Source organism: Paenibacillus lautus NBRC 15380 (assembly GCF_004000945.1).
Classification (GTDB): Bacteria; Bacillota; Bacilli; order Paenibacillales; family Paenibacillaceae; genus Paenibacillus_AQ; species Paenibacillus_AQ lautus.
Map to the genome: position 1 here is coordinate 340,923 of NZ_BIMF01000005.1, position 12,637 is coordinate 353,559.

Annotated in this window: 10 protein-coding genes and 1 pseudogene; 3 read left to right on the forward strand and 8 right to left on the reverse strand. The window is 49.3% G+C overall.

Annotated features, from left to right (window positions below; all coding sequences use genetic code 11):
- Nucleotides 1–86: 86 nt before the first annotated feature.
- Together sucC and PLA01S_RS31955 are read right to left on the reverse strand one after the other, a co-directional pair.
- Nucleotides 87–1,247 carry an ADP-forming succinate--CoA ligase subunit beta gene (sucC, locus tag PLA01S_RS12760; RefSeq protein ID WP_006211339.1) on the reverse strand — a complete coding sequence of 387 codons (1,161 nt, stop codon included), beginning with the start codon at nucleotides 1,245–1,247 and terminating at the stop codon, nucleotides 87–89.
- A 207-nt stretch (nucleotides 1,248–1,454) separates the two neighbouring features.
- A complete protein-coding gene (locus PLA01S_RS31955; RefSeq protein WP_164817405.1) occupies nucleotides 1,455–1,610 on the reverse strand; it encodes a hypothetical protein in 156 nt (51 codons plus the stop codon).
- A gap of 129 nt (nucleotides 1,611–1,739) precedes the next feature.
- Here PLA01S_RS31955 and PLA01S_RS12765 point away from each other — a divergent pair, with 129 nt between their 5' ends.
- Nucleotides 1,740–3,980, forward strand: a complete 2,241-nt coding sequence (locus PLA01S_RS12765) for a helix-turn-helix domain-containing protein (protein ID WP_127592530.1) — start codon at nucleotides 1,740–1,742, stop codon at nucleotides 3,978–3,980.
- 24 nt (nucleotides 3,981–4,004) lie between these two features.
- On the opposite strand, the gene PLA01S_RS12770 is transcribed toward PLA01S_RS12765, so the two are convergent.
- The 3 genes from PLA01S_RS12770 to PLA01S_RS12780 all read right to left on the reverse strand — a co-directional run bounded on the left by PLA01S_RS12770 (nucleotide 4,005) and on the right by PLA01S_RS12780 (nucleotide 7,483).
- Nucleotides 4,005–4,868 carry a carbohydrate ABC transporter permease gene (locus tag PLA01S_RS12770; RefSeq protein WP_127592531.1) on the reverse strand — a complete coding sequence of 288 codons (864 nt, stop codon included), beginning with the start codon at nucleotides 4,866–4,868 and terminating at the stop codon, nucleotides 4,005–4,007.
- 12 nt (nucleotides 4,869–4,880) lie between these two features.
- Nucleotides 4,881–5,798, reverse strand: a complete 918-nt coding sequence (locus PLA01S_RS12775; protein WP_127592532.1) for an ABC transporter permease — start codon at nucleotides 5,796–5,798, stop codon at nucleotides 4,881–4,883.
- Between the two features lie 149 nt (nucleotides 5,799–5,947).
- Entirely contained in the window at nucleotides 5,948–7,483 is a 1,536-nt protein-coding gene (locus tag PLA01S_RS12780) for an ABC transporter substrate-binding protein (RefSeq protein WP_127592533.1), read from the reverse strand.
- A 541-nt stretch (nucleotides 7,484–8,024) separates the two neighbouring features.
- Between PLA01S_RS12780 and PLA01S_RS12785 the strand changes: the two genes are divergently transcribed.
- Nucleotides 8,025–8,807, forward strand: a complete 783-nt coding sequence (locus PLA01S_RS12785; protein WP_246059462.1) for a collagen-like protein — start codon at nucleotides 8,025–8,027, stop codon at nucleotides 8,805–8,807.
- Nucleotides 8,808–9,121: 314 nt separating this feature from the next.
- The gene (locus PLA01S_RS12790) at nucleotides 9,122–10,735 is read left to right on the forward strand and encodes a YifB family Mg chelatase-like AAA ATPase (RefSeq protein ID WP_127592535.1); all 1,614 of its coding nucleotides are present in this window, start codon (nucleotides 9,122–9,124) and stop codon (nucleotides 10,733–10,735) included.
- 292 nt (nucleotides 10,736–11,027) lie between these two features.
- On the opposite strand, the gene PLA01S_RS12795 is transcribed toward PLA01S_RS12790, so the two are convergent.
- From PLA01S_RS12795 to PLA01S_RS12805, 3 genes and pseudogenes are all read right to left on the reverse strand, one after another.
- Nucleotides 11,028–11,411 (reverse strand): YraN family protein, encoded by a 384-nt coding sequence (locus tag PLA01S_RS12795; RefSeq protein ID WP_127592536.1) that lies wholly within the window; start codon nucleotides 11,409–11,411, stop codon nucleotides 11,028–11,030.
- Nucleotides 11,411–11,722: an EscU/YscU/HrcU family type III secretion system export apparatus switch protein gene (locus tag PLA01S_RS12800; RefSeq protein WP_127592537.1), complete on the reverse strand. Its 312-nt coding sequence runs from the start codon at nucleotides 11,720–11,722 to the stop codon at nucleotides 11,411–11,413. Before PLA01S_RS12800 ends, PLA01S_RS12795 begins: the two co-directional genes overlap by 1 nt.
- Nucleotides 11,719–12,637 (reverse strand): annotated as a pseudogene (locus tag PLA01S_RS12805) (hypothetical protein); the annotation flags it as partial. The gene PLA01S_RS12800 and the pseudogene PLA01S_RS12805, both read right to left, overlap by 4 nt.

Sequence of the window (12,637 nt, forward strand, 5' to 3'; positions counted from 1 at the left end):
CATCCCCTATTGTTATTTGAAAATGAAAGCAACCGCACGGCAGGGCTAAGAAGCCCATCGTGCCATGCCCCTTCAGGAATGAAATATTACTGAACGAGGGAGACGATCTTCTGTGCTCCGTCGGCCATGGAATCAGCAGGTACGATATTAAGACCGGACTCAGCCAAAATCTGCTTGCCGAGGTCTACGTTCGTTCCTTCCAAACGTACAACAAGCGGACGAGTCAGTCCCAGCTGTTTCGCTGCTTCGACAACACCGGTAGCAATAACGTCACAGCGCATAATACCACCGAAGATGTTGACAAAAATTCCTTTTACTTGAGGATCGGACAAAATAATCTTGAAGGCTTCCGTTACCTTCTCCGTTGTTGCACCGCCCCCAACATCAAGGAAGTTAGCAGGGTCGCCGCCATAGTACTTAATGATGTCCATCGTAGCCATGGCAAGACCGGCACCATTAACCATACAGCCGATGTTGCCATCCAGAGCTATGTAACTCAAGTCGTATTTGGATGCTTCGATCTCCTTCTCATCTTCTTCGTCCAGGTCACGCAGTTCAAGGATGTCTTTATGACGGAACAGCGCATTGGAATCAAAGTTGAGTTTGGCATCCAGAGCCATGACGTTTCCGTCACCGGTTACGACAAGCGGATTGATTTCAGCGATAGAGCAATCCTTCTCTACGAATGCCTTATACAAGGCCAGCATGAACTGAACGGCTTTCCCTACCAGTTCATTCGGAATATTAATGGAATACGCTAATTTCCGTGCTTGGAATGTTTGAAGTCCGATCGCTGGATCTACGACCTCTTTGAAAATCTTCTCGGGAGTTGCTGCTGCAACCTCTTCGATCTCGGTACCGCCTTCTTCGGACGCCATCAAAACGACACGGCCGGTAGCACGGTCAACGACCACACCGATATAATACTCTTTGCGAATATCGCAGCCCTCTTCAATGAGGAGACGCTTGACTTCCTTGCCTTCCGGACCCGTTTGGTGAGTCACCAACACCTTGCCCAGAATTTCTTCAGCATAAGCACGAACCTCATCCAGGTTCTTCGCCACTTTAACGCCGCCGGCTTTACCCCGACCGCCTGCGTGGATTTGTGCTTTGACAACGGTTACGGGACTGCCCAAAGATTGTGCAGCTTCAACTGCTTCTTCTACCGTAAACGCTACCTTGCCGTTCGGAACAGCTACTCCATATTGCTTCAGTACTTGTTTTCCTTGATATTCATGGATATTCATTCTCGAATCCTCCTATCAACATGACTGGAACAAGGCTGGCTGACACGGAACGAATCTATGAAAGATTTCCCTGTCAACCTTTATATATTAAACCCAAGCTATTGTAACATGTTTTTAAAACGCTTACCTTAAAAAGTTCACCGTTTATCCACTCTATTTGGCATGGGTATGATTCCTTCCAGATATAAATTGGAGAAATATGTAAAATCATTTGTTTTTTCGTGCAAAGCTTATCAATCCGATAATCCCCAATACGACAACGGCAATGCCTAACAATCCTGCAACTAGTGTAATGATGATATTTCCCCATAATATGGTCATCTCGATTCCCTCTCCCATCCCCATAATAATTGGTACATCCACTACTATTATACCATTAAATCCCTTTTTGTTTGTGATAAACTGTGACGCAAAATAAAACTCTTTATCCTTTTTCTGCTATCCGTTAGAATGATTGAAAGATTAGTGAACGCATTCATAAGGAGATTCAGCATGAGTTGGTTGAAGTCATTTTTCCCGCTGCATTCATTATTTGTCAAAATGCTGGTGTATTTTCTCGTCGTGATTTTCCTGCTCTCCTCCTACAACCTATGGTCGATGACATTCTACTCCCGTCATGTTCACAATGAAATTGTCAAATACAATCTGACCCTGATTCGAAATACCGTAGATCATTTTGAGAAACAATACTCCACTTGGAAGAATCTCCTCCTCAACCTTCAGCACGATGAATTTGTCGGCAATATCAGCAGGCAGGCCGATTCCGGCGGAAAGAAAGGCATCGATTATCTGCAGGTGGATATGGTGATGGATCAGATCCGGACCCTGGTAAGCCAGCCTTACTATCACTTGAGCAATGTCATGATCTACTACCAGAATCAGTCCTTCCTGCTTGAACGGGATGGCATTGTCGATGATGACCGCATGTTTAACCATTACTACGTAAGCGACTCCTATCCGTACGAGTTCTGGAAACGGAGTGATCACACAAACGGCTTTCTGCAAATGTTCCCCAGCAGCACTTTCTCCATCGGGACAGAGAAGAGTGACCTGCAGCTGATGCCGCTAATTACAAATGTACAGGGCAGTCCCTGGAAGATCATAGCTTTCGTAAATATGAAAAGCTGGTATGAATCCTATAAAGGAATGGCCGGTTCCCGTTTTCTGCTGGTGGACTCGGAGGGAACTACCCTGTACGAATCCGCTCCGGATGCGAAATCCCTCCCACTGCCGGAATGGGACGGCCAATCGGAATGGATGATCGAGAAGGGATCCTATTACTTTTTCGAAAAGGGCGCCCGCTCCGGTCTTACCTATATCTCTATTATCCCGCATAACGAGCTTAATCAAAGCATCAGCCGCATGAACTGGATTGCCGTGCTGTTATTTGCTGCTACCCTGCTAATAGGCACGTTGGCATCATGGGTCTTCTCTCGCAATATCAACCAACCGTTAAAGAGAATGGTGACGGGACTGGGGCAGGCGGAGATGGAGCTATATCAAGGGAGCATTGCCGAATTCAGCGCCATTTCCAACCACCTGAAGGGTTTGCAGCACGAACGGAAGATCATCAAGGAATGGATGGACCATACCAAACCGTTGTTGACCAGCTACCATTATTTGGCCCAGTTCAAAAACATTGCCCTTGATACCGCTGCTTCCAAAGAGCTTTGGGTCGGCGAGGGTGCATTCATGGTTCTCGTTTATCAGTTGAGGTACCGGCACGTCCCTTCTCGTCAGCTTGATGCCTTAATGACACGGGCGACCGGCAAGATCAAAGATATGATCACGCTGCAGATACAAGCATCGTTTCCTCTATCCCACACCCTTCAGATGGAGGGCAAGCAAATTTTATCCATTGTGTATACACATGAAAAATCTGACATGCTGCAGCAGTGTCTCAGTCAGCTCAAACAGATTTTTGATCAAGATCAAAGCACCTATCTCGTGAATATTGCGGTTTCGTCCGTGTTCCAGCAAACCTCTGATTTTGACCGGGCTTATGCAGAAGCCCTGTCGCTCCTGCAACAAGCCATGCCGATTGAGGAAACTCAGATTATCTGGGAGAAGGAACGCCGTGAAGATGTAACAGGATTTACTGCCGAACAGGAACACGAGTTTTACGTGAATTTACAGGCCGGCAACGAGAGCAGCTGCCAATCGCTCATTGAGCGCGCCCTGGATCGATTGCAGAGGCAAGAGGCCACGGCCGATCAACTAAGCCACTTTGCCAAATCGGTCTCGGTCCGCATGAGAAGGACAGTAGAACTGCTGAAAATCAATACCGACGCGCTTCCGGATTACGCCGAAAGGCTTGCTTACAGCATAACCCCCGAGCAATACCGGGAAGTCCTACTCGACGAGCTCGCCCATGCAACCCATGCGATCCGTCTGAAACGGGAGGAGCATTACGATATCATTCAATTTGTCATTCATTATCTGGAGTCCCATTACGCTGAAGAAATATCACTTGAGCAGCTTGCCTATAAACTCAACATGTCGCCTACTTATCTGTCCGGGTATATTAAAGAGAAGACGGGGAGCAATTTCAGCGACCAATTGAATGCGATTCGAATCACAAAAGCGAAAGTACTGCTGGAGACGACGAACATGCCGATTCAGGAAGTAGGCAACCGGATCGGCTACCGTAATGTCACTTCCTTTATCCGCATGTTCAAAAAAATAACCGGCCAAACACCCGGTGATTACCGGAAAACCAACTGGGTCCGATAACACACAGGTGAGCGGCCGGCCGCTTTAACCTTTAACAGAGCCAATCAAAGCCCCTTTTACAAAATACTTCTGTATAAACGGATAGACAAGCAGGATCGGCAAGGTGGACACCATAATGGTAGCGAATTTCAAGCCATCCTCCACCACCACGATATCGCCCACAACCGGACCGTCCGTTCCCGTCAATTGCCCCGACAGCACGATGTTTCTTAAAATCACCTGGAGGGGCTGCATATCGGCATCCCGCAGATACAGCAGCGGCCCCATGAAGTTATTCCACATCCCTACGGCATAATACAAGCCGATGGTGGCCAGCACCGGCTTGGATAGCGGGAGCACAATCCGGAAGAAAATCCCGATTTCAGACAGTCCATCTATTTTTCCGGATTCCTCAAGCTCTTGAGGCATGCCCATGAAAAAAGTTCGCATGATAAGCAGATTCCAGGTGCCTACCGCTCCGGGCAGCACCATGCCCCATAGGGTGTTGACAAAGCCAAGCTCCTTCACGACCAGAAACGTCGGAATCATCCCGCCGTTAAAAAACATCGTAAAAACGATCAGCATCAAGATCGGTTTGCCCATGACCATCTTGGTCTTGGACAGCGCATAAGCCCCAAGTGCCGTTACAATCAAAGAAATGGCGGTCCCTATAATCACATAAATCAGGGTGTTCTTATATCCTTTCAGCACCCGTCCGTCCTCGAACACATACTGATACATATCCAGGTTGAAGCCCTTCGGCCATAACCATACTTCCCCGGAGGCGATCGATGCGGAATCGCTGAGGGACACGGCCAGCATATAAACAAACGGGTATAGACACGCCATCACAATCCCGGAAAGAATCAAGGCATTGAGCGCGTCAAACCAGTTCCATTTCGGTTTCATTACGTTCCTCCTTTACCAGATGCTGCTTCCGCTAACTCGCCGGCTGAACGAATTGGCCGCGATAATGAAGATAAAGCTGATGATGCCGGTAAACAGATCAATCGCCGTGGCATAACTGTAGTTGCCTTGCGTTAAGCCGACCCTGTACACATAGGTGGATATAATATCGGCTGTCTCGTAAGTGGCCGGAGTCGCGAGCAGGTATACTTTCTCAAAGCCGATCTCCAGTATTTTTCCGATATCAAGTATCAAGATGATCACGATTGCTGGCGCGATGCCGGGAAGTGTTATGTTCAGCGTCTGCTTCCACCGGTTAGCCCCATCTATCCGTGCCGCTTCATATAATTGCGGATCGATTGCCGTCAAAGCAGCCAAATAGATAATGGTCCCCCACCCAATATGCTGCCATACGTCGGTCGTTACATAAATCGACCTGAACCAGGAGGCCTCAACCAAAAAGTTGATTCGTTCGAGTCCGATCGCACTCAGCAGCTGGTTGACCACCCCGCCTGTCGGAGATAGGAACATAACCGCGATCCCCGCTACAACCACGTTGGATATAAAGTGCGGAAGATAGCTGACCGTCTGGACAAACCGTTTCAAAAACGATTTGCTCACTTCATTAATGAGTAACGCAAGTATGATGGGGGCCGGAAAGCCGAAGATCAGCTTGTATAAGCCCAGCAGGAATGTATTTCTGAGAACTGGCCAGAAGTCAGGCGTGCTAAAAAACATGCTGAAATATTTAAAACCTACCCAGTCACTCTCCGTGATCCCCTTAAATAAGTTGTAGTCCATAAAGGCGATCGAAATGCCGAATATGGGAACATACTTAAAGATGATGTAATAAAGAGCACAGGGCAGAAGCAGCAGCAGCAGGTATTTGTCCCGCTTCACTTTCTTCAAGAAACCCGGATTCTGTGCTTGCAAAAAACGTTTCCTCCTTTTGCAGCGAAATCCATGCTGTATCTGCAAGCCGCTCCCCTTGCGGACCGGGACCAGGCTTGAAACGCATCCGAAGAGCCGGTCCGTAAAAGAGAGCCCCTGCGTTCATCTAACGGCATGGCATTCCGTTTAAATTACTTGGCTTCATTCAAGAACTTTTGCGTCCGCTCATAAGCACTCTTATGAACATCCAGCACCTGCTGCACGCCAAGCTTGTTTATTTCATTAACGTAAGCATCCCAATCATCCATCGGTTTCTGTCCTAGAATGAACTTGGCAATCTGCTCCTCATGGAACTTTTTCACGGTTTCGCCGACCATGCTCAGCACTTCATTTTCTTCATTCGTATACGCAAGCCTTGGCTGCGGTTTCGTTTCATGGTCAGGCGCGATTTTCATCGCTTCCCGCATTTTTGGGGAATACATAGACTCGTAAGCCGTCATATCCAATACCGTATGTGCTCCGATTGTTGCGATGCCCGTCTTGGTTCTCAAGTCCCCGAACTCTTTGTAATCCGTGTTGAATTTGCGAACCCCGTTCTCGGTTGTGAATGTCTCCCCTTCCCTGCCCCAGGTTGCCAGCTCAATTCCTTCGGGGGAGAACAAGAAATCCAGGTACTGCAGCAGCCGATCCCGCTCCTTGGAATTTGCCGCCACCGCAAAGCCGTCGGACTGCAATCCGGCAAATACATTGTGGGACTTGCCATCCGGCGTTCCAACAGGAGGAACCATATAATCGAGACTAAACTCGGATGCCTTATCCCCAAGCATTAACGGAAGTTCGTCCATGATGCCAATATAATCGCTGGCAATAAACGATTTGTTCTGAAGCAGCAGATCATTAAATTGCTTACGTTTATGTGCCATGAAGTCGGGCGCAACCAATCCCTCCGTGTAAAATTTATTCATATACTCAACCATTTTCTTGTAGTTGTCCTCTGTCGGACCGTAGCGCCATTCATTCTTCTCGAAGTCGTAATAGTAGCTGCTGTTGGTATTAAACGCAGGTGCCATATTGACCAGCGGACTCAAACCGTTAAACACGGCAATCGGGAAGCTGTCCGGATACAATTCCTTTAATTTTTTCGCGACGGTATACAGCTCGTCGTAAGTCGTCGGTGGCGTCAGATTGTGTTTTTTGAATACATCATCCCGGTAAAGCCATGACCGCCTGGATTGCTGCTCGAGTCCGTACAATGGCATAAAATAGTTCTTCCCCTCAGGAGACAGAATAGCTGCCTTCACTTCAGGATGGTCCTCGAGAAACTTCTTATAGTTTGGCATCTGTTCCAAATGCTCGAAATAGTCGACAAACGCTCCACTGGCCCCGTGGGTATTGGCGGCATTCAGACTGTTGACCATCATAAGATCCGGTATCTCGCCCGAGGATATCGCCAGGTTCATCGTTGTGGTGTAATCGCTCATCACGGGTTGTACCTTGAAGGAGATGCCGGTTTCTTCTTTTAAGTACTTATAAATCGGCCAGTTTTCCTTATAGGGCCAGTTCGTGTGAGAGAAGGTCATCATCTCTAGTGTGACTTCCTTGCCTAAGGCGGCGTTTTCAGGATTCTCCTCTTTTACCGCGTTTTCTTTTGAGCAGCCGCTCAATAATGTGCCGGTTATAACGGCGGCCAATGCCACCAACCCGAGCTTTCGGTTCCAAATTTTCACGCAACCCTCTCCCTTATGTATTGATGATGTTACGCCAGCCGCTCTTAAGGCAGCATGTCGTTTATGATTTTGATTCTACTTGCCGGACCCGTGCTTTGACTACTTACATTCCTTCCCGTTATTGCCTGAAGCTACGATTCTGAAAAAGTGACAACTTTCTGAACCACGGTACATTCACCGCTCAGATCCCGCGTCGTGGCTGGGTCATAGCCTATTGAATGAAAGCACCCTTTGGAATGAAAGATGTTCTACAACGATGACAAAGCGATAGAAACTGGTAGAAATCTCATAAGTTTATGAAAAAAAGTCAAGATCCGAAAACGGATCTTGACTTGGGAGGTGCAATGGAACGTTCACTTTATCTAACACAAATAAGACCGTGATTGACTGGGCAATACATACTTCAATTTAAATTGGCGGATGAACATCGAGTTACAATCGCCCCTTTTTGGATAAATGGACTTCAGACTAGTAATTCCTTAGGTAGCCATCTATTCATTCTCAGGTTATGTGACATATCCTGCAAGTACATCCTAAGGAGGTGCTCATATTGAAAAGTTCTATTGGAAAATTACACAAAAAACCACTAAAGAGATCTCTCACCTGTTGTAAAGGGAAGAAGAAAAAAGAAATCGTATGTAAAAAGAGAAAGGTTATAAATCTCTCCTGCCCGCCACCTAATATTAATGTAAGACCTGTCCCTGGACCTCAAGGACCTCAAGGACCTGCCGGAGCACAAGGTATTCCTGGTCCTCAAGGACCTGCCGGGCCACAGGGACTTCCTGGAGCTCAAGGAATCCAAGGACCTGTTGGACCCGCTGGAGCCCCTGGAGCAACTGGAGCAACTGGAGCGACAGGGCCGGCCGCCGTTTCATCATTTGCTTTTGTATGTAGTACGGAAGCGCAATCTCCAGCCGCTGCTCCAGCACCTGGTGCTCAAGGAGGCGCAGTGACCTTCAACAATCCTCCTATAATTGGTGGAACAGCCCTTACGTTCACTGCTCCTTCAACATTTACTGTCAATGAAACAGGCGTATATAATATAAGTTGGGAGGTATTCCCAACCCCGGGTGTGAATGCATTTGGTTTGTTCTTTGATCCAGATGCAGCCGGTCCGGCAGTTCCAGCCCTGGTTCCTTGCAGCAATTATGGAACGAATGCAGGCAATCAGCCATACCAAGGCCAGGTCGTAGCCTTTTTAACAGCTGGCGGGGTCTTGACCCTGAATCGTATGGACAATATGGGAGCATTAACTTTACAAGGCGATATCGGTGGAGGTACGCCAGTCGTAAGTGCATCTATTGTTATTGAACGTTTGGCATAACGCAGTTTATTAAATGTTTTATACAAGAAAAGAACCCTTCTATATTTAAGGGTTCTTTTCTTGTAATTCAAAATCCCTCATCCGACTGAACGATCTCATCGATCTTGATCCGCTTTGCGATTTAAACAGCATCACGACTGGGCTTTTGCCTGCCCGACAAGGTTTTGGAAGAGGATCACGAATTGACATGTAGGAGGTAAACTTTTACAATACGGACTAGAATCACCCAGCGAAAATGAGGAAGCACCCTTTTCGATTCATGGATGTTCTATTACGATTCTATCCACTGATATCTGAAAAGAGGTGCTTTTATTATGTACGGAAAACTTCACAGCGCTTGCTTGCACGGCATTGACGGCGTTGTCATCCAGGTGGAGGTGGACTTGGCGAACGGACTGCCCCAAACCTCCATCATCGGTCTGCCCGACTCCTCCATCCGGGAATCCGTCGAACGGGTACGGGCAGCGATTAAAAACTGCGGTTTTGCCTATCCCCTAAAACGGGTAACCGTCAATCTCGCCCCGGCAGATCTCCGGAAAGAGGGTTCTTCTTTCGATCTGGCAATCGCTGTCGGCATTTTGCTAACAAGCGAGCAATGGACCTTTTCAAATGCCGGACAAATGTTGATCATCGGCGAACTTGCGCTGGATGGCACGCTCAGGCCCGTTACGGGGGTTCTGCCGATGGTAGAGCAAGCAAAAAAAGAAGGGTATGCAGGTGTTCTTCTCCCGCTAGAAAATGCTGCGGAAGCCGCATTGATCGGGGGAATCGAGGTCTATGGGCTCCAGCATTTAAAGGAGCTTGTCCAGGAAGAGCCCGATGATAACAGCCATAATAGCGAAACTGGGGGAGCTACAAGCTTTACCGTTTCGCTGTCCAAGCTCAAATATGATCGGTCAACGCATTTAAGCAAAACACAAGGGGACGGCCTGCAGGACAAGCAGATGGAAGACTATAGAGATGTAATCGGTCAGCAGCATATCAAACGCGCCCTGACCATCGCAGCCGCGGGCATGCACAATATTCTGCTTATTGGGCCCCCGGGTACTGGAAAAACGATGCTCATGAAGCGCCTCCCTACCATACTGCCGCCGCTGGCGGATCAAGAAGCGTTGACTACAACGAAAATCTTCAGCGCTGCCGGAAAGCTAAAGCCATCCGATGGATTGATGACAAGACGTCCCTTCCGGTCTCCTCACCATACCATTTCGGCCGGCGGGCTCATCGGAGGCGGCACCATTCCGAAGCCGGGGGAAGTCAGTCTGGCCCATAAAGGCATTTTGTTTCTGGACGAGCTTCCTGAGTTCTCGAGGCATGTGCTGGAGGTACTGCGCCAACCCCTGGAGGATCGTGAAGTAACCATCAGCCGGGCACGGGCGGTATTTACCTTCCCGGCGCATTTCATGCTCGCTTGTTCGATGAATCCCTGTCCGTGCGGTTATTACGGCAGTGATCACCCCCATCAGCGCTGCACGTGCAGCGTTACACGAATTGCTCAATACCGCGCTAGAATATCAGGGCCCTTGATGGATCGGATCGACCTTCAAGTGGACGTGCCGCGGCCCAAGGAATGGCCGGGAAGCGCGACACCTATATCCTCCGAACAAATGCGGAATCATGTCTATGCGGCACAAAAGATCCAATTGAAACGCTACAGCAGGCTTCCGTTCAGCTGGAACAGCGAACTGTTCGGCAGCTTCCTGAGGAAACATGCGGTGCTGGACAAGGACTCGGCTGAGCTTCTGCAAGCAACAATCGATACGCTGGGCCTGAGCATGCGCGCTTATGACCGCATCCTGAAGCTGGCCAGAACCATCGCCGATTTGGAGGCATCCGATGAAATACAGAGCCAGCACGTCGCAGAAGCGATTCAATACCGTCAGCTGGATCGCCAACTTATCACCGCCGAAGAAACAACTCGTTTATAAAAATGGAGTCGATAACCCACGGGGGAAGCGAAGTACTTCGAGCCGCGACATGCCCTGTTTAATTTTATGTCTCCAATGTCGAGGAGGCTTATCAGCATCTGAAAGAAAACGGAGTACGTGTCGATATTATCCTGGAGTAACGGGGCAACAATTTCACTTTCTCTGATCTGGATAACAACTGTCTGGAAGCTTGCTCCTATTGAATAAAACAACCTGTCCTACGCAAATAAGGTGATAGAGCTCAGCTCCATCACCTTATTTTTTATTGTAATCCTTATAGATGCGCACCCATCTAAAATGCATTCTCGATATGATCCATCGAGACAGGCGTCAGATCTGCGCGAAGCATAACCGAGATAACATCAAACCGGATCGGCCGTTCATAATAACGCTTATGATGAACGTACTGCTGGGCCGTGTTTCGGACCTGCATCACTTTGCGGGCGTTCACGGACTCGGAAGGCGTACCGAAGCTGGTCGTTCCGCTCCGGCTTCTGACCTCAATCACCACAAGGGTCTCCCCTGTTTCGGCAACGATGTCCAATTCTCCAGTGCGGCAGCGCCAATTCCGGTCCAGAACCCGGTATCCTTTTTCAATCAGGGCAGCGGCCGCCAGCTCTTCGGCAGCCGCTCCTTTTTGTTTGCGGTTGTCCTTTTTTCCGGATGGTGAGGTCATTACGTCATCATCCCTCCATCCTTCGCTTGACGATCCGCACGATAAACATATGTCAGCACTTCAGCAACCAGCTGGTACAATTCCTCCGGAATCTGCTGATCCAGATCCAGCTTGGAGAGAATCTCCACCAAAGCGGCATCTTCCTGGACAAGGACGCCATGCTCTTTGGCCTTGTCTAATATAGACTCCGCCAGTTTCCCTTGCCCTTTGGCAACCACAACCGGCGCTTCGCTCTCGCCGGGCGTATATTTAAGGGCGACCGCCTTTTTCATGGCCGTTAGTTCCCCTTGCTCTTTCTCAAGCTTATTCATATTCGCATATCCACCCCTTTGTAGGTTTGCGGGGTGTATTCTGCTGCCGTTCCCTGCACGGACGTGTCTGAAGTAGGCGGCGCAGCTAGGGGCAGCGGTTCTGTTTTTACGCTGAGCAATTGGTAGCCGATAGACGAAACAGCCTGAGCCAACTCTTCCTTTTTCCCCTCAAACAGCTCAGCGGCATAACTTTGATCATTCCGAAAGTTGAGGCTGACAATCCGGTCAACGACCTGCACATCGATCAAGGTCGGACCCAGAAATTTCATGTCCAAGTCGAACAACAGCCTGCAGTTGGTCGCATCCAGCTCGCCTTTGCGGCCTCTGCGCGATTGAATATGTACGGATGCAGTCTGTTCCCCGTCGACACCATGCAGAGGTATGAACATCGTGACCTGCGCGAACGGTGCCGTTCGATCGGTGTTTAACAAGAGCTGCTGGCCCGTTAAATGCTGAACGACTTGCTGTGCCGCTTCCTTTAGGGCAGGCGGTGCATCCTGGCTGGATAACACCTGAAGCAATACTCCCTTCAGCGTGTCTTGCAGGGCAAGCGCCGATTCACCAGGCGGCGTTGAGGCCATAATGGCTTGCTGTACGCCTAGGGCGATATTCTGCTGGCCGGATGGCACAACCGGCTGTGTTAAGCCCGGCTGAGTCACGGCACCGGCCTGAGCATTCGGGACAGCTTGCTGGTTCGCATTCGCCGGACTCCCTGGCGTGGCGAGGGCCCCTGGTGTAGTCGCTGCTGCGCCACTGGTGACAGGGGCAGGTATTGTAGGCAGGGAGGCCGCTTGTCCGCCTGCTTGACCTGCAGCAGCAGCGGTTGGCTGAGCTGCAGGAGGCGGCGGTGCAGCAGCTCCCGCAGCTGGAGCAGGAGCGGGTGCGGGCACTGTCGCATTCGCTCCTGGCGCGGCG

Excerpts from the sequence above, each read along its gene's own strand:
- PLA01S_RS12770 (WP_127592531.1), bottom strand. The coding sequence starts at position 4,868 with ATGAAACCGAAATGGAACTGGTTTGACGCGCTCAATGCCTTGATTCTT.
- PLA01S_RS12790 (WP_127592535.1), top strand. The coding sequence starts at position 9,122 with ATGTACGGAAAACTTCACAGCGCTTGCTTGCACGGCATTGACGGCGTT.
- PLA01S_RS12795 (WP_127592536.1), bottom strand. The coding sequence starts at position 11,411 with ATGACCTCACCATCCGGAAAAAAGGACAACCGCAAACAAAAAGGAGCG.
- sucC (WP_006211339.1), bottom strand. The coding sequence starts at position 1,247 with ATGAATATCCATGAATATCAAGGAAAACAAGTACTGAAGCAATATGGA.
- PLA01S_RS12800 (WP_127592537.1), bottom strand. The coding sequence starts at position 11,722 with ATGAATAAGCTTGAGAAAGAGCAAGGGGAACTAACGGCCATGAAAAAG.
- PLA01S_RS12765 (WP_127592530.1), top strand. The coding sequence starts at position 1,740 with ATGAGTTGGTTGAAGTCATTTTTCCCGCTGCATTCATTATTTGTCAAA.